This is a genomic window from Variovorax dokdonensis (assembly GCF_030316895.1).
Classification (GTDB): domain Bacteria; phylum Pseudomonadota; class Gammaproteobacteria; order Burkholderiales; family Burkholderiaceae_C; genus Variovorax; species Variovorax dokdonensis.
Genome location: NZ_JASZYV010000001.1, coordinates 1834408 through 1855004 on the forward strand (window position 1 = coordinate 1834408; position 20597 = coordinate 1855004).

Annotated in this window: 20 protein-coding genes; 13 read left to right on the forward strand and 7 right to left on the reverse strand. The window is 67.5% G+C overall.

Annotated features, from left to right (window positions below):
- Positions 1-9: 9 nt before the first annotated feature.
- Positions 10-1032, reverse strand: a complete 1023-nt coding sequence (locus QTH91_RS08475; RefSeq protein WP_286659542.1) for a LysR family transcriptional regulator — start codon at positions 1030-1032, stop codon at positions 10-12.
- 110 nt (positions 1033-1142) lie between these two features.
- On the opposite strand from QTH91_RS08475, the gene QTH91_RS08480 reads away from it, so the two are divergent.
- Entirely contained in the window at positions 1143-1439 is a 297-nt protein-coding gene (locus QTH91_RS08480) for a DUF3606 domain-containing protein (protein WP_286659543.1), read from the forward strand.
- An 88-nt stretch (positions 1440-1527) separates the two neighbouring features.
- Positions 1528-2790 (forward strand): cation:proton antiporter, encoded by a 1263-nt coding sequence (locus QTH91_RS08485; RefSeq protein ID WP_286659544.1) that lies wholly within the window; start codon positions 1528-1530, stop codon positions 2788-2790.
- Here the strand turns inward: QTH91_RS08485 and QTH91_RS08490 are convergent.
- On the reverse strand, positions 2685-3665 hold the full coding sequence (locus QTH91_RS08490) for a cation diffusion facilitator family transporter (RefSeq protein ID WP_286659545.1): 981 nt from the start codon (positions 3663-3665) through the stop codon (positions 2685-2687). The genes QTH91_RS08485 and QTH91_RS08490 overlap by 106 nt on opposite strands.
- A 183-nt stretch (positions 3666-3848) precedes the next feature.
- On the opposite strand from QTH91_RS08490, the gene QTH91_RS08495 reads away from it, so the two are divergent.
- The gene (locus QTH91_RS08495; protein WP_286659546.1) at positions 3849-4400 is read left to right on the forward strand and encodes a hypothetical protein; all 552 of its coding nucleotides are present in this window, start codon (positions 3849-3851) and stop codon (positions 4398-4400) included.
- A gap of 37 nt (positions 4401-4437) precedes the next feature.
- On the opposite strand, the gene QTH91_RS08500 is transcribed toward QTH91_RS08495, so the two are convergent.
- The 5 genes from QTH91_RS08500 to QTH91_RS08520 form a co-directional block, all read right to left on the reverse strand.
- Positions 4438-5145 (reverse strand): ABC transporter ATP-binding protein, encoded by a 708-nt coding sequence (locus QTH91_RS08500; RefSeq protein ID WP_286659547.1) that lies wholly within the window; start codon positions 5143-5145, stop codon positions 4438-4440.
- The gene (locus QTH91_RS08505; RefSeq protein ID WP_286659548.1) at positions 5142-6386 is read right to left on the reverse strand and encodes an ABC transporter permease; all 1245 of its coding nucleotides are present in this window, start codon (positions 6384-6386) and stop codon (positions 5142-5144) included. The genes QTH91_RS08500 and QTH91_RS08505 overlap by 4 nt, the downstream gene beginning before the upstream one ends.
- A gap of 5 nt (positions 6387-6391) precedes the next feature.
- The gene (locus tag QTH91_RS08510) at positions 6392-7444 is read right to left on the reverse strand and encodes an efflux RND transporter periplasmic adaptor subunit (RefSeq protein WP_286659549.1); all 1053 of its coding nucleotides are present in this window, start codon (positions 7442-7444) and stop codon (positions 6392-6394) included.
- Positions 7445-7786: 342 nt separating this feature from the next.
- Positions 7787-8293, reverse strand: a complete 507-nt coding sequence (locus tag QTH91_RS08515; protein WP_286659550.1) for an SRPBCC domain-containing protein — start codon at positions 8291-8293, stop codon at positions 7787-7789.
- Positions 8283-8630 carry an ArsR/SmtB family transcription factor gene (locus QTH91_RS08520; protein WP_286659551.1) on the reverse strand — a complete coding sequence of 116 codons (348 nt, stop codon included), beginning with the start codon at positions 8628-8630 and terminating at the stop codon, positions 8283-8285. Before QTH91_RS08520 ends, QTH91_RS08515 begins: the two co-directional genes overlap by 11 nt.
- Positions 8631-8767: 137 nt before the next feature.
- Here QTH91_RS08520 and QTH91_RS08525 point away from each other — a divergent pair, with 137 nt between their 5' ends.
- From QTH91_RS08525 to QTH91_RS08570, 10 genes are all read left to right on the forward strand, one after another.
- Positions 8768-9442: a VIT1/CCC1 transporter family protein gene (locus QTH91_RS08525; RefSeq protein WP_286659552.1), complete on the forward strand. Its 675-nt coding sequence runs from the start codon at positions 8768-8770 to the stop codon at positions 9440-9442.
- Entirely contained in the window at positions 9439-10092 is a 654-nt protein-coding gene (locus QTH91_RS08530; RefSeq protein WP_286659553.1) for a hypothetical protein, read from the forward strand. The genes QTH91_RS08525 and QTH91_RS08530 overlap by 4 nt, the downstream gene beginning before the upstream one ends.
- A 2-nt stretch (positions 10093-10094) precedes the next feature.
- On the forward strand, positions 10095-12776 hold the full coding sequence (locus QTH91_RS08535) for a LuxR C-terminal-related transcriptional regulator (protein ID WP_286659554.1): 2682 nt from the start codon (positions 10095-10097) through the stop codon (positions 12774-12776).
- Positions 12777-12998: 222 nt separating this feature from the next.
- A complete protein-coding gene (locus QTH91_RS08540) occupies positions 12999-13847 on the forward strand; it encodes a TauD/TfdA dioxygenase family protein (RefSeq protein WP_286659667.1) in 849 nt (282 codons plus the stop codon).
- Positions 13848-13882: 35 nt separating this feature from the next.
- Complete coding sequence (locus QTH91_RS08545; RefSeq protein ID WP_286659555.1) at positions 13883-14941, forward strand: beta-keto acid cleavage family enzyme; 1059 nt, start codon at positions 13883-13885, stop codon at positions 14939-14941.
- 19 nt (positions 14942-14960) lie between these two features.
- Positions 14961-15524, forward strand: coding sequence for an RBBP9/YdeN family alpha/beta hydrolase (locus QTH91_RS08550; protein ID WP_286659556.1), 564 nt, complete (start codon positions 14961-14963; stop codon positions 15522-15524).
- A 44-nt stretch (positions 15525-15568) separates the two neighbouring features.
- On the forward strand, positions 15569-16540 hold the full coding sequence (locus QTH91_RS08555; RefSeq protein WP_286659557.1) for a quinone oxidoreductase family protein: 972 nt from the start codon (positions 15569-15571) through the stop codon (positions 16538-16540).
- Positions 16541-16552: 12 nt separating this feature from the next.
- On the forward strand, positions 16553-17911 hold the full coding sequence (locus tag QTH91_RS08560; protein ID WP_286659558.1) for an MFS transporter: 1359 nt from the start codon (positions 16553-16555) through the stop codon (positions 17909-17911).
- A 31-nt stretch (positions 17912-17942) separates the two neighbouring features.
- Entirely contained in the window at positions 17943-19571 is a 1629-nt protein-coding gene (locus tag QTH91_RS08565) for a 3-(methylthio)propionyl-CoA ligase (RefSeq protein WP_286659559.1), read from the forward strand.
- Between the two features lie 7 nt (positions 19572-19578).
- Positions 19579-20589 (forward strand): YeiH family protein, encoded by a 1011-nt coding sequence (locus QTH91_RS08570; RefSeq protein ID WP_286659560.1) that lies wholly within the window; start codon positions 19579-19581, stop codon positions 20587-20589.
- Positions 20590-20597 lie beyond the last annotated feature (8 nt).

Here is a 20597-nt window from a genome sequence, read left to right on the forward strand (position 1 = left end):
ATGGCCCGGCTATGCAGTGCCCAGCCAATCGGCTTCCCAGGCGCTGGATTCGATCATCGATTTCATCTGCATTGCCAGCGCGTCGGCCACCACCTGCGTCGCGGCGTCGATGGGCCTGCCCGTGTCGGGCATCGCCAGCGAGTACGTGCGCTGCATGTGCGGCCGGGCGACGCGCGCGACGATCCAGCCCGGCCGCGGCGCCGGCTGGTCGTTGAGCGCGCAGGCGGGCGTGAAGGTGAAACCCGCACCGCAGAGGTACAGCGAGCGGATCACGCGGGTCGAATCCTGTTCATGCGCGATGTTGAGCGGCAGCCCCAGCGACGTGGCGGTGTCTTCCACGGCCCGCCGGATGGCGAAACGTCTCGACTGCAACACCAGTGGCTGTGCGACGGCCACGGCGAAGTCGATCTCGGGCCGCTCGGCTGCGGAAGGGGACTTGGCGTTCTTCCTCGTGCGCGGCGTCTTCGTGGTCCGGCCGTTGGCGGGCATGCGCAGCAGTCGGGCCACGGCGCCATCCAAGTCATGGCCGCAGAAGTACATCGCCTCGCGCACCAGCGGCCGGCACGCGAGGCCATCGACCTGGGGCGCATCGACCAGCAGCCCGACATCCGCGCGCCGGTCGAGCATGGCCTTCTTCACGCCAAGGCTCAGGTCGTCGAGCACGAACACGCGGATGCGTGGGTGAGAAAGCTTCAGGGCGGCAAGCACCGGCCCCATCAGCAACGAAGCGAGCAGGAACGGCAGTGCAACGGTGACGGAGCCTTCGGGGCCCTGCGGCAGGCGCTGGATGCGCTCGCGGACCGCGTCCGCATCGCTCAGCAGGCGGCGCGCATCCTCGTAGAGCTGCACGCCGGCCGGCGTCGGCGTCACGCCGGCGTGCGAGCGATCGAAGAGCTGGGCACCGAGTTCGGCTTCGAGCTTCTTGATCTGCGCGGTCAGCGCGGGCTGCGCAATGTAGAGGCTGCCCGCCGCCCGCGACAGGCTACCGGCCTCCAGCACGGCAATGAAGTAGCGCAGTGTTCTCAGGTCCACGGGGCATTCTAAGAACACGCCTAGGCGCTTTGTCTCGCACCGCCTACAGCCGCGCCGGGCCACGGCGCCTATCTTGAGGGCACCCACTTCGCAGAAAAAGGACCCTCATCATGTCGACTTCATCATCGCGCGAGACTGCGCCCATCGCGCCCGACGCCATCGGGCTCGACCGCATCGATGTTCATTCCGACGCCGCGCTGGACCAGTGGGCCAAGCGATTCGACGTCAGTTCGGATCAAGTGAAGGATGCCGTGGCCAAGGTGGGCGATCTGGCCACCGACGTCGAGCTTCACCTCAAGGGCAGCCGCAGCACCAGCAACGAGATGACCACCGAAGACGCCGCCGACGATCTCGACGAGGCTGAACGCGAACGAAAGGCGGCGGAGCGGCCCTTGAAGAACGCATGACGGCCGGCGGCCGGAGCGACAATGGCCGGACGCCCATCCGGCCAACGCCCTCCGTGCCGCTGCCCTGCGGCGCAAGCGCCGCCCCCTCATGCTTGACCTGATCGCCATCTGTCTTGCGCTCACGGCGCTTCTTGCCTATGTGAACCAGCGCGTGTTCCGCCTGCCCACGACGATCGGGGTGATGGCGATCGCGCTGGTGTTGTCGCTGGTCATCGTCGGGTTGGACGCGGTTGGGCTCGATCACGGATTTCGCGAGCGCGAAGCGTCGTTCATCCAGTCAATCGATTTTTCCGAGTTGCTGATGCAGGGCATGCTGTCGCTGCTCCTGTTCGCGGGCGCGCTGCATGTCGATCTGAAAGCGCTCAAGGCGCATCGGTGGCAGGTTGGCGCGCTGGCGCTGGTGGGAACGCTGGCCACCACCGTGCTCGTCGGTGGGGCGACGTGGCTGGCACTGCCCTGGGTCGGCATCGAGATGCCGCTGATCCACTGCATGCTGTTCGGCGCGCTGATCGCGCCCACCGATCCGATCGCCGTGATGGGCATCATCAAGTCCGCTGGCGCGCCGCGCGAACTGGAGGTGGTGATCGCCGGCGAGTCGCTGTTCAACGACGGCGTCGGGATCGTCGTCTTCGCACTGCTGGCTGGGGTTCTGGCCAGCGGGTCGACCCCCAGCGGTGGCGACGCCGCCATGTTGCTGCTTCGAGAGGCGGGCGGGGGAATCGGGCTGGGGCTCGTCATCGGCCTGGTGCTGCTGGTCCTGCTGCGGAGCATCGATCAGTACCAGGTCGAGGTGCTGCTGACGCTGGCGGCCGTGATCGGCGGCTATGCGCTGGCCAGGCATCTTCACGTTTCGGGGCCGCTCGCGATGGTGGTCTGCGGGCTCATGGTCGGCAGCAGCGCCCGGGAACATGCCATGTCGAGTACGACCGAGCGCTACATCGACATGTTCTGGGAACTGATCGACGAGATCCTCAATGCCGTGCTGTTTGTCCTGATCGGGCTGGAGGTGGTGCTGGTCCAGTTCTCATCGTCGCTGCTGGTCGGCGGGGCGGTAGCGATCGCCATCACGTTGCTCGCGCGTGGACTCACCGTGGCCTTGCCGGTGCGCGTGCTTCGGCGCTGGTTCGGCCTGCCGCGTGGCGCTTCCGCCGTGCTGGCGTGGGGCGGGCTGCGCGGCGGCATCTCGGTGGCCCTGGCGTTGCATCTGCCCGAGAGCCAATACCGGGAAACGATCCTGGCGTTGACTTACTGCGTCGTGGTCTTCTCGGTCTTGGTCCAGGGCTTGACCATCGGCTCGGTGGTTCGTGCTGCCGTCGGTGGCACGTCGAGGCGAGGCACCGCTTCGATGTAGATGCGACGGATCTTCGGATAACGCTGGCGGATCTCGCGCTCGATGTCCTTGATCGTGACGGCCAACTCGCCGGCCGGCACGTCGGGATCGGCGACCACGTCGAGCGTGAGCAGGACGTCCTCGGCACCCAGGTACATCGAGAGCAGGGGACCCACTTCCCGCACCGACGCATAGCCGGAGACGATCGCACGAATGTCCTGCGCGCTCTTGCGCGACAAGCCTTCGCCGATCAGCAAGCCGCGCGATTCGCGGATCAGCAGGACAGCCACGCCAGCCAGCAAGAGCCCGATCAGCAATGATGCGACGCCGTCCAGCACGGGCATGTTCAGCTCATGGCTGAAATACACGCCCGCTGCCGCGATGAGCAGTCCGGCCAGGGCGGCCGAGTCTTCCGCCAACACGGTGTAGGTCGACGGATCCTTGCTGCTGTGAAGCGCCTGCCAGAACGGTCCACGCGCACGCGACTTCTGGAACTGCCGCAGTGCCACCAGGAGGCTGGCGCCTTCGAAGACGAACGCTGCTGCCAGGACGATGTAGCTCCAGAAGGGGTCTGTCAGCGGCTCGGGATCCTGGATATGGACGATCCCCTCGTAGAACGAGACTCCGCCGCCCGCTCCGAAAATGAGCACGGCCACGATGAGGCTCCAGAAGTAAAGCTCCTTGCCATGCCCGAAGGGGTGTTCTCGCGAGGCAGGCCGACCGCTGCGGCGCAGACCCACCAGAAGCAGCGCGCCATTGCCCGTGTCGACCAGCGAGTGGACGCCTTCGGAGAGCATGGCCGAGCTGCCAGTGACCCCCGCAACGGCGAACTTCGTCGCGGCGATGCAAACGTTGGCCGCGATGGCGCCGTAGACCGCGATTCTGGATTCGGACATGGGGGTGAGACAGGTGGAGGCAGCGCCCCACATGGTTGGCGTTCCGTCGCCGGGCCGAGGTAGGCCAAGCGCCCACGAGCGTGGCATCCATCGCCGTGAATGGCGGCGCCGAGTACTGGATGAATCATCAGTCTTCGACTACGATGGCGCCCCTGGAACAACCCGAAAATGATGGCAGACACCTTGTCGGACAAAGAAGAGTACCTCGCCTTGCAAAGCGAATTGCGCGAGGCCGCGCGGAGCCTTCATCGCCTCGAATGGGCCTGCGGCCTGGGTGCGCTTCTGGCTTTCTCGCTGGTGCTGCTGTCGGCAGGCGGTTTCGTCGCCTACCAGGGGCTGCTGTGGCTGACCCCGATCGCGTTTCCGGTCTATGGATGTGTGAAGGCGTGGGCCATTTCGTCCCGTATGCGGCTCATCGGGCGCTATCTGGCCAAGCTCGAAAGCGCAGCTGCCGCGCAAGGGCACGAAGAAGAGCAGGCGCCGAGGCAGGAACACTGGTTCGCGTTCTCTGCGCGGGAGCGCTCTACGGGCCCCCGCATCGCGGCCTTCTTGATGTGGCTGCTTTTCCTTTTCGGCACGGTGGCCGCAAGCATGGGCGGCTATGCCGACTTCCGCGATCAGTGCCCGGAGCAGCTGCGTGACGCCTGCGCTGCACAAGAGCAGGGCGGCGACGGCGATTCGGACAGTGCGCCCACGCGCCAGAACGCGGCCTGGGTCGACGCATCGCCCGTGTAGCCGGGTCAACCTGCGCGGCCACGGCGGTATGCCGCATTCAAGCCTGACGTTCGGGCCGCCAGTTCATGTCGATGCGCCCGTCGACGATCCCGATGCGCCGGTCCGCCATCGAGGCGAACGATGCGTCATGGGTGACGGCGATCACCGTCTTGCCGGGCTCTCGCGTCAAGTCGCGCAGGATGTCGCGCACGTTCGTGCTGGAGGCCGAGTCCAGGTTGCCGGTGGGTTCGTCCGCGAGGATCACCTTCGGATCGTTGGCCAGTGCGCGCGCGATGGCCACGCGCTGGCGCTGGCCGCCTGAAAGCTGGCTCGGGCGCTTGTCGTGGTGGCCACCGAGCCCGAATCGGTCGAGCAGGCCTGCGGCCCGCTCGTGCACTGCCTCGCGAGACAGCCTGCCGAGTCTTCGCATCGGTAGCGCAACATTCTCCAGAGCGCTGAACTCCTGCAGCAGGAAGTGGAACTGGAACACGTAGCCGAGCCTGGACAGTCGGAAGTCGGCCAACTGGTCTTCGTCCAGGCTTGTCGTGTCCAGGCCGTCGACCAGGACCTTGCCCGTGGTCGGCACGTCGAGCAGTCCCATCAGGTAGAGCAGGGAAGACTTGCCCGAGCCCGAAGGGCCCATCACGCAGACGAATTCCCCTTCGTCGATGCGCAGGTCGACGTCCTGAACCAGCGTGACGGGGATCTCGCCCTCGAGTCGGCGCGTCACCCGCTCGAACTGGATCGCCGGTTTGCGCTCGCTCATGTCGCGCCCCGCAGGATGTCCACCGGCCTCAGCCGTCCCGCCCGCCGCGCGGGAAGGTAGGAGGCCGCGATGCACGACAGCAGGGCAAAGGCGGCGGCCATCGCGAACTGTGTGCTGCCCCAGAAGATCGGCAGATGCACGACCTCCGTCACGCCGGGCGGCCGGATTTCGATCTGCGCGAGCACGTGCATCAGGCCCAGGCCGAACAGGCTGCCGAGCACACTGCCGCCGACGCCGACGATCAGGCCTTCGAGCAGGAAGATGCGGCGGAGATCGCGCGGGTGGAAGCCCATCGACTTCATGATGGCGATGTCGCGCGTCTTCTCCATGACGATGGTGGAGATGGTGTTGTACATGCCGAATCCCGCCACGACCAGGATCGCGGCGACCACGCTGTACATGATGATGTTGCGCACCAGCAGCAGGCTGAGCAGGTCTTCGGACGCTTCGATCCATGACACCGACTTGTAGCCCGTGGCCGCTTCGATGGCTTGCGCCGCCGACTGCGCGGCATGGGGATCGGCCAGTTGCAGCACGATCCGGTTGACCCTGTTCACCCGCGCAAGCAGCGCCTGGGCGCGCTTGAGCAGCACGAAGACCTGGTTTTCGTCGTACGCGGAGTTGCCCGTGCGAAAGATGCCGACCACGCGAAGCGACCGGCTGGTGCCATCGGCCGACAGGATGACGAGCGTGCTGCCGGTGTGCAGGTTGAACTTGTCGGCCAGCGCGCGGCCGATCACGATGCCATTGGGGTCCGCCGCCAGCGCGTCGAGCGATCCTTCCTGCATCTTCTCCTCGATCGTCGTCACGTGCTTCATCTTCTCGGGCACGACACCCGAGAGCGTCACGCCTTGCAGGCGGCCGGCAAAGGTCAGGACGGCGGCGTCGGCAAGTACCGGCGCGGCACGCACGCCGGGCAACGCTTCGATGACTGCCAGTTTCTCGCGCCAGCCACGGATTCCGCGGGTCTCGCGCAAGGGGCGCACGTTGCGCACCGCGACCGCGGCCTGTGGCCATTGCAGGGCGGCGGGCTGCATCCGTCCTCGTCGCACGTCGTCGTAGACGGTGACGTGGGGGCTGTTGTCCACCAGGCGCTTGAGAAAGTCGTCCTCCGAGCCGCGCATCAGGCTGGAGACACCCAGGAAGAACGCCACGCCCAGCACGACGCCGGTGACCGAAACCAGCGTCTGGCGCTTGCGGCCGGCCAGGTGGGCCACGGCAATGTCAAGCGCGATCGGCATGCGCGTCACTGCCCGTTCATGGAAGCGAAGGGTGGAAGCGTGGACACGCCGGGAGCGACGCGCGCACGCTGGCTTTCGCGAAGATGGGCGGGCGGCGACAGCACCAGCATGTCCGAGTCGCCCAGGCCGGAGACGATCTCGGTCAGTCCCGCGCCCGCGACGCCCAGAACGACCGGGCGCCGCCGCAGCCGGCCCTCGCTCACCAGCCACACGGTGCTTCCCTGCAGCGCGGCATTGGGCACGAGCAGCGCGCCGTCCCGGCGCGACACGATCAGGTTGGCATCCATGGTCATGCCGCTGCGCAGCGGGCCGGCATCCACCGGCGGCGCATCCGCAAGCCGGATGCGAACGCGGTAGCTTCGTGACACAGGATCGCCCTTGGGCGTGATCTCCGACACCATGCCGGAAAACAGCTGCTTGGGCAGCGCATCGGTGCGCATGGTGACCGTCTGGCCCACCGTGACGCGGGCAATGTCTTCTTCGTCCACCTCCGCCGTCACGCGCAGGGGCGCGCAGCACGCCAGCGTGAAAACGGCCTGTCCGGCGGGGACGAATTGCCCGGCTTCGCCGTCGCGACGCAGCACGACGCCGTCCGCCGGCGCCGTGAGTTGTGCGTAGTCGCGCTGGACGCGAGCCCGCCGCGCGGCGGCGCCGGTGGCCTGCAGTTCGGTGCGCGCGCGGTCGAGTTCCGAGCGCGACATGAAACCCTGTTCGACAAGTTGTCTGGTGCGTTCGAATTGGGCCTGCGCCAGCTGTTCGCGTGCCCGCATCTCCGAGACGGTCTGATCGAGGTCGTCGGATTCGATCCGGGCCAGCACCTGACCGCGTGCGACGTGCTGGCCTTCCTCGACCTCGACCGCCGTGAGCCGGCCGCCCGCGCGGGGTGACACAGGCATGAGGATGGTGGGCTCCACGGTGCCGGTCGCATAGACCGCCTCGATGGCAGGTCCGCGGGTGGGGCGGGCAGCCTGCACAGTCACGGGCCAGTTCCACCAGCCGAGCGCGGCCACAAGGGCAACAATGCCCAGGCCAAGGGCGACGCCTTTGCTGCGTTTCAAGGCGCGTCCCGTTGTCGCCGCAAGATCGCCATGCCCAAGCGGGCCGGCAGCGATGCACGACTGCCGTTGCGGGGCATGAAGCGGAAGCGGGCCGCGCGGCTCCATGCGTTCATGTTGGGCGGGCTCCTTCGGGCGGTCGTCTTCCGGTTGCAGGAAATGCAGGGGCGGCCGAAAGTGCCGCGCCGAAAGACGACTCTAGGGATCCGCGAGCGGACAGCGTTGCGCTAGATCAAGGTGAGGCCGGCGGAGACGTCACAACGACGCAGCCACCTCGGCCACCAGATTGCGCAGCCAGACACATCGACCACGCCGAAGGTCGGCGCCTGCCTCGATCAGGTGGGCTCAGCGAGGGGCGATCACCAGCAGAAGCTCGTCCAGACGTTCCATCGTCGAGGTCATGCCGTCCTTCATGCCCATCTGCATGACCTGTTCCAGCGCTTGTGGCGATGCGTAGCGTGCAACGGTCTGCACGAGGGTATGTGCCCCCAGGTCGGAGAACGTGACGTCCCATTCCGCGCGAGGCAACTCGGGGTTCAGCGTGCCGTTCGAGTCGCAGAACCCGTCGAGCGCGGTGTAGTTGTCGATGGGGTGGATGGTCTGGAAGTCGGTACGGCCCCAGTACTCCGTTCCGTTCGGCTCGACCATCGCGTAGAGCCAATGGCCACCCTCCTTGAAATCCATGAACTTGGTCTTGGCCGTCAGCGGCTTGGGCGCGAACCATTGATCGAGAAGTTCGCTCTTGGTATGGCAGTCCCACACGAGCTGTCGTTTGGCTGCGAACTCGCGCTTGATCACGAGCGTGCGCTTGTCGTCGCCGACGACGAAATCGAATTGAAGTTCAGCTTTCACCTTGGTCGCCTTTCAGGGTTGTGAGGAGGTTGTCGAGGGATTCGTAGCGGCTTTCCCATGCGGCGCGCTGTTCGTCGAACCACTTTTCGGCGGCTTTCAACTTGGCGCGCCTGAGCTTGCAGGTGCGCACGCGACCGATCTTTTCGGAGACGACGAGCCCGCAGCTTTCGAGCACCTTGATGTGCTTGAGGAACGCGGGCAGCCCCAGGCCGAAGGGATCGGCCAGTTCCTTGATGGAGGCGGATCCGCGGCCCAGCCTCGCCACCACCGACCGTCTTGTCGGGTCGGCCAACGCACGGAAGATGTCGTCGAGCGAAGCTGCTGAATAGTTTGCCATGTGGCGAACTATAGCAAGACAGTTTGCCGGTTGGCAAACTAATTTGATGCATCGAAAGGGGACGGGTGTTTCTGCTGATCCGTCGCTTGCCAGATGTGCCATGATTGCCGCCCACATTGGTTAGGAGGAGAGCGCCAGTGCCCCAAGACGCCATTGGTGAGGCTTCGACACGCAATCGGGTGCTCGACCCGGTGGATCGGGTGTCGGAATTGATCTTCGGCCTGTTGATGGCGCTGAGCTTTACCGGCGCCGTCTCCGTTGCCGAAGCCGGGCGCGTCGAACTCCGGGCGATGTTCCTGGCCGCCTTGGGATGCAATCTGGCCTGGGGGCTGGTCGATGCCGTCATGTACCTCGTGCGTGTGGCCACCGCCCGGGGCAAGTCGCTCAGCTTGGTTCGTTCGGTGCGTGCCGCGGGTGCGGACGCAGAAGCAGGCCAGGCGCTGATCGAGGCCTCGCTTCAAGCGCAGTTCGCCGGCCTGGTATCGCGTACCGAGATGGAAGCGATGCGCCAGCGCATCGTCGAGCTGCCCGACGTGCCTGCGCGGCCCAAGCTGGGTCGCGACGATCTGCTGGCGGCCGTGGCGGTGTTCCTCCTTGTGGTGATCGCCACTTTCCCGGTGGTGATTCCGTTTGCGGTGATGTCAGACGTTGCCGCGGCCAAGTCCGTGTCGCGCGGGATCTCCCTGGCCATGCTTTTCTTCTGCGGCTTCACCTTGGGCAGGTATGCGGGCTATGGGGGATGGCGTGCCGGGATCAAGATGGCACTGCTCGGCACGCTGCTGGTGATCGCCATCCACCTGCTCGGCGGATGATGGCCGGTGCCGCTTGCCGCGCCTTGCTGGGAATGGCGGCCCTCGCGTTGGCAGGCCGTGCGATGGCTGCCGAGGGTCAGCCGGAATCGGGCGGCGAGGTCAGGTCGCCATGGGAATTCTCTCTGACGGCCTATCCCACCATCGTGCGGGGCGGCGACAGCTACACCTCCGCCGTTGCCACCGCCGATCGCGGGCCGCTCCACTTCGAGGCGCGCTACAACTACGAAGCCGTGGGTGCCCGCTCGGCCTTCGTCGGCTGGAATTTTTCGGGCGGTCAAGGCGACGGCTTCCAGTGGGAGCTCACGCCGCTCATCGGCGGCGCATGGGGAGCCATCTCGGCCGTGGTGCCGGGGCTCAAGGGCAGCGTCGCCTACGGCCGTGTCGACTTCTACACCGAGATCGAATACGTGCGATTCGAAGATCGAGACAGCCGCTATCTGTATGCATGGAGCGAACTCGGCTTCAAAGCAGCGTCGTGGCTTCGGCTCGGCGTGGCCACGCAGCGCACCCGCGCCTACGGCGGAGAGCGCGACCTGCTGGCAGGGCCTTTCGCGCAGGTGAGCTGGGAGCGCCTGACGCTCGGTGCCTACTGGTTCCAGCCGGCGTCGCAGGATCAGGTGGTGGTGATGGCGGTGGGGGTCAGCTTTTGAACGTGAAAAGTCCAGCGCCGATCAGCGACACCGTCAGCGACGACCTGCTGCTTCGCGTGTCACCGCCGCGGGTGCCGCGGCATCTGGTAGCGCGCGCGCGCCTGCTGGCGTCGGATGCTGCCTTCCAGGGCGTGCCGGCCATTCTGGTGCAGGCGCCCGCCGGTTTCGGCAAGACCTCGTTGCTGGCGCAATGGCGGCTCGAGCATCTAGCGCGCGGCACCGTGGTGGCATGGGTGTCGGCCCAGAACACCGACACGCCGCAGCGCCTGGCCCAGGTGCTGGCCCTCGCGGTGCGGCAGGGCTCCGGACGGGCCACTTTCGGCCACGTGCTGCTCGACGCCGCCGGCCCCGGCGGGCTGGAGAGCATCACCATCTGGTTGGCCGAGGTGGTCCAGACGGCGCTGGAGGTGGTGCTCATCGTCGACGAAGCCGAGCGCCTTCCGCAGGCTTCGCGAGACGCACTGGCCTACCTGCTGCGCAACGCGCCGCCGAACCTGCGCGTGGTGATTGCCGCGCGTCCCGACTGCAACCTCGACATCGACGACCTCATGGCCTACGGCCAGTGCGTGGTGGTCGGCCCGGCGCTGCTGCGCCTGCGCCTGGAAGAAACGCTGGAGCTGGTTCAAGGCCGCCTGGGCTCGCGCATCGACAGCGACGCCGCGGCTCGGCTGCACGAGTTGACCGAGGGCTGGCCGCTGGGCCTGCAGCTGGCGATGACGCTGGTCGGGCAGGGCACCGACGCGCGTGCGCAGGTGGCGAGCCTCGCCGCCATGGGCGGCTCGGTGCGCGACCGCGTGCTGGCGCTGCTGCTGTCGAACCTTAACGCGGCCGACCGTGACTACCTGGCGCGCATTGCCATCCTCGACAACCTTCATCCCGACCTGTGCCGTGCCGCCACCGAGATGGAAGATGCGGCAGAGCGGCTGCACCGGCTCGCGCGCGACACACCCGTTTTCGTCGCCTCCGAGCAGGGCGACTGGGTGCGGATGCACACGCTCGCGCGCGACGTGCTTCGGCAAAGCTTTTCGGCTTTGCCCGAGCAGGAACAGTCGCAGGTCCATGCGCGCGCCGCTCGCTGGCTCGGCGCGCGTGGCCTGCTCGAAGACGCCGCCCGCCACGCTTTGGCGGCCGGCCAGAACGAGCTGGCCTACGAACTGGCCGAGCGCAGCCTGTACGAATCCATCGTGACGCATGGTCGCCAGGGCGTCGTGCTCGAATGGCTGAGCCAGCTCCCGGCCAAGGAGCTCGACCGCCGGCCGCGCCTGCTGCTGGCCGCCGCCTGGACGCTGGCCACCAGCGAGCGCCATGAAGATGCGGGCCGCATGGTGGCGCGCATCCTCGCGCAGCCTGACGTGAGCGATGCGCTGCGCTGCGAGTGCGCGCTCATCCTGAGCGGCGCCGCCGTCTTCGCCGACGATCCGGACCGCTTCGTCGAGCTGCATCAGCCCTGGGCCGACAACCCGCCGCTGCTCGACCCCATGCTGCTGCAGGTCCATGCCAACCGCACGGCCTACCGCACCTTGCTCGAAGGCGATCCGGCGCTCGCGCGCCTGCGCCAGCAGCAATCGCCGGCCCCGGAGTCGGGCCGCCGCCAGGACTTCGTCGGGCGATGGGGGGAACTCATCATCGGCCTGACTTACGTCTGGGAAGGGCAGGTGAGGCTGGTCGAGAACCTGCTGCAGCCGGCCGTGGCGAGCGCCGAAGGCGAACTGGGGCGACGCAACAGCTTTACCTGCATGCTGGCCGCGCTGCTTGCTTCGGCGCTCTGGGAGCGTGGGCGGGCGTCCGATGCCGCGGCGCTGCTCGCGGGCCGGCTCGACGTGCTGGAGCGCAGCGGCCTGCCCGAAGCGCTCCTGCTGGCCTACCGCACGCTGGCGCGCATGGCGGCGGCCGAGGGCGCCGAACATCGCGCCATGGAGTTGCTGGGCGCGCTCGACGCCATCGGCTCCGCACGCAACCTGCCCCGGCTGCGGATCGCCAGCCTGGTCGAGCAGGTGCGCATCCACGCGCGGCGCTACAGGGCCCAGACTTGCGCCGAACTGTGCGTGCGCATCGAAGCCATGCTCGAAGACCCGGCGCTGCCGCGGGGCCCGATGTGGCGGCGCAGCGTCGACCTCCTGCACCGGCTGGCCCAGGGCCACGCCGCCATCGCAGCGCAGGACTGGCGCGGCGCACTGTTGCCCTTGAACCAGGCCGCCGAGCTGGCGCAGGCGATTCGCCAAGGCCGCCTGCATCTGGAGATCCTCGGTCTGCGCGCCTTTGCGCTCGACCGCTGCGGCGAACGCAGCCTGCCGCTGTTGAAGGAAGCCATGGACCTCGCCGCCAGCTACGGGCTCGTGCGCGTTTTCGACGATGCGCATCCCGACCTGGGCCAGTGGGCCCGGCAGGCGGACGGCGAGGCCACGAGTTCGGTCCACGCCGCCCCGCCACCCGCGCCCGCAGCGCCGAAGGAGCCGCCTCGTCTGCTGGTCGGCCGCGGCATGGTGCTCACGCCCAAGGAGCGCGAGGTGCTGGAATTGCTGGCCCGCAACCTCTCCAACAAGGAGATCGGCCGCGCCCTGCAGGTGAGCGAAACCACCGTCAAGTGGCATGTAAAGAACCTCCTGGCCAAGCTGGACGCCGGCACGCGCAAGGAGGTGGTGGTGCGTGCGCGCATCCTGGGGCTGATCCAGAGTTCGGACTAGTCCGCACCCCCTCCCGCAAGGAGGGGGCTGCGAGACCTCCCTCTTCCTATTCTCCAAAGCTGTGAAGCCGCCTTGGCGCGGCCTTGCAACCGCAACACAGCAACACGAGAAGGGCCGACCAGTGTCCTTCCATGGAGACAGGCCTTGAGCAACATCACCATCGAATCCAAGCCGGCGCCGGATGCACCGGCCATCGTGTCGGCGGCGGCACGTCAGACATCCATCCGGATCGAACCGCTGACCTGCAGCATCGGGGCCGAACTGAGCCAGGTGAACCTGGGTGCCGCGGCCCAGGACGCCGACACCATGGCCGAAATGCGCTCGCTGCTGCTCCGGCACAAGGTGCTGTTCTTCCGCGACCAGGACATCAGCCGTGCCGAGCATGTCGCGTTTGCACGCCATTTCGGCGAACTGGAAGACCACCCCGTGGCCGGCAGCGACCCCGAACATCCCGGCCTGGTGCGCATCTACAAGTCGCCCGATACGCCCAACGACCGCTACGAGAACGCATTCCATTGCGACGCCACCTGGCGCGAACAGCCGCCGTTCGGCTGCGTGCTGCGGTGCGTCGAAGCGCCGCCGGTCGGGGGCGACACGATCTGGGTGAACATGGCCTTGGCCTACGAGCGTCTGCCGGAAGACGTGAAGCACAAGATCGACGGGCTGCGCGCGCGCCACAGCATCGAAGCCAGCTTTGGCGCGGCCATGCCGACCGACAAGCGCCTGGCGCTGAAGGCCCAGTTTCCCGACGCGGAGCACCCGGTGGTGCGCACCCATCCGGAGACGGGCGAGAAGGTGCTCTTCGTCAACGCCTTCGCCACGCACTTCACCAACTTCCACACGGCGGCCAACGTGCGCTACGGGCAGGACTACGCGCCCGGCGCCAGCCAGTTGCTGCACTACCTGATCAGCCAGGCCGCGATCCCGGAATACCAGGTGCGCTTTCGCTGGCAGAAGAACAGCGTGGCCTTCTGGGACAACCGCAGCACCCAGCACTACGCCGTCATGGACTACCCGCCTTGCCATCGAAAGATGGAACGCGCCGGCATCCGCGGCGAAGCCACCTTCTGAAATTCCCGATCTCCGAGCACAACGAAAGGCCCGACATGAACTTCCTCGATGGTTCCCTCATTCCCGAAAACCAGGACAAGCTGGTCATCACCGCCGCGCCCTACGGACCCGAGTGGGTGCCTTCCGATTTTCCGGAGGACATCCCCGTCACGATGGAAGCGCAGATCCAGAAGGCCGTGGACTGCTACAACGCCGGTGCCAGCGTGCTGCACCTGCACGTGCGCGAACTCGACGGCAAAGGCTCCAAGCGACTGTCGATGTTCAACGAGCTGATCGCAGGCGTGCGCAAGGCCGTGCCCGACATGGTGATCCAGGTCGGCGGCTCGATCTCGTTCGCACCCGAAAGCGACGGTGCCGCCGCCAAGTGGCTCAAGGACGACACCCGCCACATGCTGGCCGAACTGGACCCCAAGCCCGACCAGGTGACGGTGACGGTCAACACCACGCAGATGAACGTGCTGGAGCACATGGAGGCCGAGGACATCGCCGGCACCTCGCTGGCCGATCCGCAAGTCAACGCGGCCTACCGCGAGATGATCGTTCCGTCTGGCCCCGGCTTCATCGAGGAGCATGTCCGGCGACTGTCCGCGGCCGGCATCCAGAGCGCATTCCAGTTCTACAACATCAACAGCTACGAGACGGTGGAGCGACTCATCCGCCGCGGCGTCTACAAGGGTCCGCTGGTGATGAACTGGGTGGCGATCAGCGGTGGCATGGACGCGCCCAATATCTACAACCTGGCGAACTTCCTGCGCGCCATTCCCGACGGCGCCATGCTCACCGTGGAAAGCAGCATGCGCAACGTGCTGCCCATCAACATGATCGGCATGGCCATGGGCCTGCACGTGCGCTGCGGTATCGAGGACAACCTCTGGAACCAGGCGCGCACCGCGAAGATGGGCACCGTGGCGCAGATCGAGCAGCTGGTGCGCCTGGCCAAGGAGTTCGGCCGCGAGGTGGCCAACGGCCGCGAGGCGCGCGAGATCCTGAAGATCGGCGTGTTCTACGACACGGTGGAAGAGACGCTGGCCGCCAACGGCTTCGCCCCCAACCCGAAGGGCCGCCAGCAGGGGCACCTGCGCCGCGTGGCCTGAGTCCGAAGTCCTGCGCGCCATGCCGCCCATCCTGATCGTCCCCGGACTGCGCGACCACGTCACGGCGCACTGGCAGACATTGCTGGAGGCCCGGCTGCGCGATGCGGGGCGCGCCGTGCGATCCGTTCGCCCGATGGGCCGCTCGGACCTGGACTGCGCGGCACGGCTCGAAGCCATCGAACGCGAGGCGGCCCGCATCGGCCAGCCGCCGATCATCGTGGCGCACAGCGCGGGCTGTCTGATGGTCGCGCACTGGGCGCGCCGGACCCGCCTGGCCGTGTTCGGCGCACTGTTGGCCGCGCCGCCGGATTTCGAGCAGCTGATGCCCGCGGGCTATCCCACCATGGCGCGTCTGGAGGCAAACGGCTGGCTGCCGGTGCCGCGCAGCCGACTGCCGTTCGCCAGCATCGTGGCCGCCAGCCGTGACGACCCGCTGGCCCGCTACGAGCGCGTGGTCGCGTTGGCCGAGGCGTGGGGCAGCCGACTCGTCGACCTGGGCGCGGTCGGCCACCTCAACCCCGCTTCCGGTTTCGGCCCATGGCCCCGGGCGGAATCGTTCATCGCCGAGCTGGCAGCCGGCTGAGGCGCGGCGCGCCGCGCCCGCCAACCAAGACAAGGAGACACATCATGGCCAAGGCCATTCGCATTCATGAGACCGGCGGACCCGAAGTGCTGCGGCTGGAAAGCATCGAGGTCGGCGAGCCCGGCCCGGGCCAGGCGCGTGTGCGCCACACCTACATCGCCGTCAACTTCATCGACATCTACTTTCGCACCGGGCGCTATCCACTGCCGCTGCCCAATGGCATCGGCTCCGATGCGGTGGGCGTGGTGGAGGCCGTGGGCCCCGGCGTGAAGGACATCCGCGTGGGCGATCGCGTGGGCTACCTGATCGGCCCCCAGGGCGCATATGCGCAGGTGCGGGTGATGCCGGCCGAGGTGCTCATTCCACTGCCCGACGGTGTTTCGGACCGCACGGCCGCCACGCTGATGATGAAGGGCATGACGGCGCAGTACCTGTTCCGTCAGGTCTATCCGCTCAAGGGCGGCGAAACCATCCTCTATCACGCGGCGGCCGGGGGCGTGGGCCTCATCGCCTGCCAATGGGCGCGCGCGCTGGGCGTGACGATGATCGGCACCGTCAGCACCGACGAAAAGGCCGCCATCGCCAAGGCCAACGGCTGCACCCACACCATCGTGACCTCGCGCGAGAACATCGCCCAGCGGGTGCGCGAGATCACCGACGGCAAGGGCGTGCCGGTCGTCTACGACTCGGTGGGCAAGGACACGCTGGAAGCCTCGCTCGACAGTCTGCAACCGCGCGGCGTGCTGGTGAGCAACGGCACCAGCTCGGGCCCCGTGGTCATCGACACCATGACCCTGGCCGTGAAGGGCTCGATCTGGGTCACGCGGCCGGCGATGGTGCACTACATCACGCCGCGCTCGCACATGCTCGCCATGGCCGATGAGCTGTTCGGCCACGTCGAGGCCGGCCGCATCGTGAGCGAACCGAAGCAGAGCTTTGCGCTGGCCGATGCGGGCGAGGCGCATCGCGCGCTCGAATCGCGCGCCACCACCGGCGCGACGGTGCTGGTGCCCTGAGCGGAGGCCATCATGGACTTGCACGCACAGGGCGCCAGGCCCCAGGCGGACGGCTACCTCGCCGGCCCGCGCCAGGCCTGGTTCGCCTTCGCCATGACCATCGCACTGATGATGGTCGACTACATCGACCGGCAGGTGATCGTTTCCCTTTTCCCGCACCTCAAGCAGGACTGGGGACTGTCCGACAAGCAGCTCGGCGCGCTCGTCTCGGCGGTCTCGGTGACGGTGGCGCTGGGCGCGATTCCGGTGGCGCTCGTTGCCGACCGGTTCAGCCGCGTCAAGAGCATCGTGGTGATGGCGACCGTGTGGAGTCTGGCCAGCATCTCCTGCATGTTCACGCGCAACTACAGCCAACTGCTGGCGGCGCGCGCGCTGGTCGGCCTGGGTGAGGCAGGCTACGGCTCGGTGGGCGCGGCGCTGATCGCCAGCCACTTTCCCGCGCGCATGCGCGGGGCGCTGATGGCCGCCTTCTTTGCCTGTGCTTCGGTCGGCTCGGTGCTGGGCGTCATGCTGGGCGGGCTGATCGCGGCGCGCTGGGGCTGGCAGGCCGCCTTTGGCATCGTCGGAGTTCCGGGGCTGGTGTTGGCGCTCTTGTACTGGAAGGTGCGCGACTACCGCACGGTGGCGCTCAACCCCCGACTCGAGCGCGCCACGTCAAGCACCCGCGGGGCCGCTGGCGCCATCGTGCGGCGGCTGATGCGCTGTCGCACGCTGTTGTGGCTGTGCCTGGCCGCTCCGGCGCAACTGATCCTGGTGTCGGCCGTCTGGGCCTGGCTGCCGAGCTACCTCAACCGCCTGCATGGCCTGGCGCCCGACCAGGCGGCAGTGCGCGCATCGCTGGTGGTGCTGTGCGGCGCCTTGGGCAGCGTCGCGTGGGGGGCTCTGGCCGATCGGGCCGGCCGGACGCGTCCGCGCGCCAAGCTGCACCTGACCGCATTCGTGTGCGTGGCCTCGTCGGCGGTGCTGGCGATGGCCTTCGGCGCGCAGCACCTTGGCGTGGTGCTCACCAAGCCGATGCAGTTCGCGCTTTTCGCCGTGGGGGGCTTTCTCATGACCTGCAGCGTGGGCGTGGTGGCGGCGGCGGTCATCGATGTGGTGCACCCCGGCATCCGGGCCACCGGCGCATCGGTGATGTCGCTGTTCCAGAACCTGCTGGGGCTGGCTGCCGGGCCCTTCATCGCCGGGCTTCTGTCCGACGCCTGGAGCCTGGAACACGCCCTGACGGTGATGCCCGTGTTCGGCTTGCTGGCAGCCGCCGGCTTCATGGCCGCCAGCCGCAACTACGAGGCCGACCTCCAGCTGGCCAGCCAAACCGATGCCATCGGCGAGCACGCCGCCGGCACCGGCGAAGCGCAGGGCATGCCTGCATGACCCGCACCTCAACGACCTACGGAACACTTTCATGAACGGATTGATGATGGATCAGCCGCTGCTGATCTCCTCCCTGCTCACCCATGCGGAGCGCCATCACGGCGACCAGTTGATCGTCTCGCGGCGCGTGGAGGGCGACATCCACCGCTACACCTTCCGTGAACTGGCCGAGCGCTCGCGCCGGCTTGCCAATGCGCTGGCCGCGCAAGGCATCGGGCAGGGCGACCGCGTCGCCACGCTGGCCTGGAACGGCTACCGCCACATGGAGCTCTACTACGCGGTGTCGGGCTCCGGCGCCGTGCTGCACACGCTCAACCCGCGCCTGCATCCCGACCAGGTGACCTGGATCGCGGACCATGCGGAAGATCAGGTGCTGTTCTTCGATCTGAGCTTCCTGCCGCTGATCGAGGCCGTGGCCGCGCGCGTGAAGACCATCCGCGCCTTCGTCGTGATGACGGACCGCGAGCACATGCCCAAGGCAAGCAAGGTGCCGGGCCTGTTGTGCTACGAAGACCTGATCGATGCGCATTCGTCGCAGTTCCAGTGGCCGGTGTTCGACGAACGCGCTGCATCGTCGCTGTGCTACACCTCCGGCACCACCGGCAATCCGAAGGGCGCGCTCTACAGTCACCGCTCCACGCTGCTGCACACCTACGCCGCGGCGTTGCCGGATGCACTCGACTGCTCGGCCAAAGACGTCATCCTGCCGGTGGTGCCGATGTTCCACGTCAACGCCTGGGGCTTGCCGTACGTCGCCTGCATGGTGGGCGCCAAGCTGGTTTTTCCCGGGCCTTGGCTGGACGGCAAGTCGCTGTACGAGCTGTTCGAGTCCGAATGCGTCACGCTGTCGGCCGGCGTGCCCACCGTGTGGCAAGGGCTGCTGGCACATGTGGAAGGCAATGGCCTGGGCTTTCGCACGATGCGCCGGACCATCATCGGCGGCTCGGCCTGCCCGCCGGCGATGATGCGCGCCTTCCAGCAGCGCTACGACGTGCAGGTGCTGCATGCCTGGGGGATGACCGAGCTCAGCCCGGTGGGCACGGTGTGCACGCTCAAGCCGCAGCACCTCGCGCTGGACGATGAAGCACGCATGGCCATCCAGTCCAAGCAGGGCCGTTCGGTCTTCGGCGTGGACATGAAGATCGTCGGACCCGATGGCGCCGAGTTGCCGCACGATGGCAAGACCGCGGGCGAGCTGATGGTGCGCGGCCCATGGGTCATCTCGGGCTACTTCAAGGGCGAGGGTGCGGGACCGCTGGTCGATGGCTGGTTCCCCACCGGCGACGTCTCGACCATCGATGCCGACGGCTTCATGCAGATCACCGATCGAAGCAAGGATGTGATCAAGTCGGGTGGCGAATGGATCGGCTCGATCGACCTGGAGAACATCGCCATGGCGCATCCCGCCGTGGAGCTGGCCGCGTGCATCGCGGCGCGCCACCCCAAGTGGGACGAACGGCCGCTGCTGGTGGTGGTGAGAAAGCCGGGCCAGTCGCTGACGCGCGAAGAGCTGATCGGCTTCTACGAAGGGCGCATCGCGCGCTGGTGGACGCCGGACGACGTGGTGTTCGTCGATCGCATTCCCCTTGGCGCAACGGGCAAGGTGCAGAAGAACCTGCTGCGCGAAGCCTACGGCGACCATCTGCTGGCCGAGGTCTGAGGGCGCCATGGCAACGCTGTCGATCTCGGCCTGGCCTGCACTGGGCCGCAGCCTGTTCCCGGGCGTGCTGGCCTGCGCCGTCGTGGCGGCGGCCTCTACCTTCCTGTCCCAGCACTACGGCGCGCCGGTGATGCTGTTCGCGCTGATCCTTGGGTTGGCGATGAACTTCCTCTCGCAAGACGGACCGTGCAAGTCAGGCATCGAGTTCACCGCCCGGCAGGTGCTGCGCTGGGGCGTGGCGCTGCTGGGCTTGCGCATCACTGCGGGCCAGATCGCGGAACTGGGTTGGCACCCGGTCGCGCTGGTGGTGGTGTCGGTGATCCTGACCATCGGCGTGTCGATGCTGGTGGCGCGGATCATGGGCTTCCAGACCTTGTTCGGGCTGCTGAGCGGAGGCGCCACGGCGATCTGCGGCGCGTCGGCCGCGATGGCCCTGGCAGCCGCATTGCCGGCGCATCCGCAGAAGGAGCGCGCCACGCTGTTCACTGTCGTGGGCGTGTCGGCCTTGTCCACGCTGGCCATGATCGTCTACCCGATGATCGCGCGAGCCTTGGGCCTGGGCGAACATGCGGCAGGCATCTTCCTGGGCGCCACCATCCACGACGTGGCCCAGGTGGTGGGGGCCGGCTACGGCATGTCGAAGGAAACCGGCGACGTCGCCACCTTCGTGAAGCTGATGCGCGTCGGCATGTTGCTGCCGGTGATCGTGTTCGCGGTGCTGTGTTCGCGCGCCGCCGGCCAGCAGGCAGGGCAGGCGCGCCCGCCGCTGTTGCCTTGGTTTGCCGTGGCATTTGCGCTGCTCGTGGCTGTCAACAGCACTGGCTGGGTGCCACACGCGCTGGCCGAGGCGGGCGGCGATGTCTCGCGCTGGTGCCTGGTCGCGGCCATTGCCGCCATCGGCATGAAGACGCAGCTTCGCGACCTGGCGAGCGTGGGGCTGAAGCCGGTGCTGCTCATGGTTGGCGAAACCGCATTTCTCGCCATACTGGCCCTTGCGTTGCTGCATTGGGCATCCTGAAAAAAGAG

What these genes read in the sequence shown, in the direction of transcription:
- QTH91_RS08480 (WP_286659543.1), top strand. Translation starts at nt 1,143, where the DNA reads ATGTCGACTTCATCATCGCGCGAGACTGCGCCCATCGCGCCCGACGCC.
- QTH91_RS08485 (WP_286659544.1), top strand. Translation starts at nt 1,528, where the DNA reads ATGCTTGACCTGATCGCCATCTGTCTTGCGCTCACGGCGCTTCTTGCC.
- QTH91_RS08490 (WP_286659545.1), bottom strand. Translation starts at nt 3,665, where the DNA reads ATGTCCGAATCCAGAATCGCGGTCTACGGCGCCATCGCGGCCAACGTT.
- QTH91_RS08500 (WP_286659547.1), bottom strand. Translation starts at nt 5,145, where the DNA reads ATGAGCGAGCGCAAACCGGCGATCCAGTTCGAGCGGGTGACGCGCCGA.
- QTH91_RS08505 (WP_286659548.1), bottom strand. Translation starts at nt 6,386, where the DNA reads ATGCCGATCGCGCTTGACATTGCCGTGGCCCACCTGGCCGGCCGCAAG.
- QTH91_RS08520 (WP_286659551.1), bottom strand. Translation starts at nt 8,630, where the DNA reads ATGGCAAACTATTCAGCAGCTTCGCTCGACGACATCTTCCGTGCGTTG.
- QTH91_RS08530 (WP_286659553.1), top strand. Translation starts at nt 9,439, where the DNA reads ATGATGGCCGGTGCCGCTTGCCGCGCCTTGCTGGGAATGGCGGCCCTC.
- QTH91_RS08545 (WP_286659555.1), top strand. Translation starts at nt 13,883, where the DNA reads ATGAACTTCCTCGATGGTTCCCTCATTCCCGAAAACCAGGACAAGCTG.
- QTH91_RS08550 (WP_286659556.1), top strand. Translation starts at nt 14,961, where the DNA reads ATGCCGCCCATCCTGATCGTCCCCGGACTGCGCGACCACGTCACGGCG.
- QTH91_RS08555 (WP_286659557.1), top strand. Translation starts at nt 15,569, where the DNA reads ATGGCCAAGGCCATTCGCATTCATGAGACCGGCGGACCCGAAGTGCTG.
- QTH91_RS08560 (WP_286659558.1), top strand. Translation starts at nt 16,553, where the DNA reads ATGGACTTGCACGCACAGGGCGCCAGGCCCCAGGCGGACGGCTACCTC.
- QTH91_RS08565 (WP_286659559.1), top strand. Translation starts at nt 17,943, where the DNA reads ATGAACGGATTGATGATGGATCAGCCGCTGCTGATCTCCTCCCTGCTC.
- QTH91_RS08570 (WP_286659560.1), top strand. Translation starts at nt 19,579, where the DNA reads ATGGCAACGCTGTCGATCTCGGCCTGGCCTGCACTGGGCCGCAGCCTG.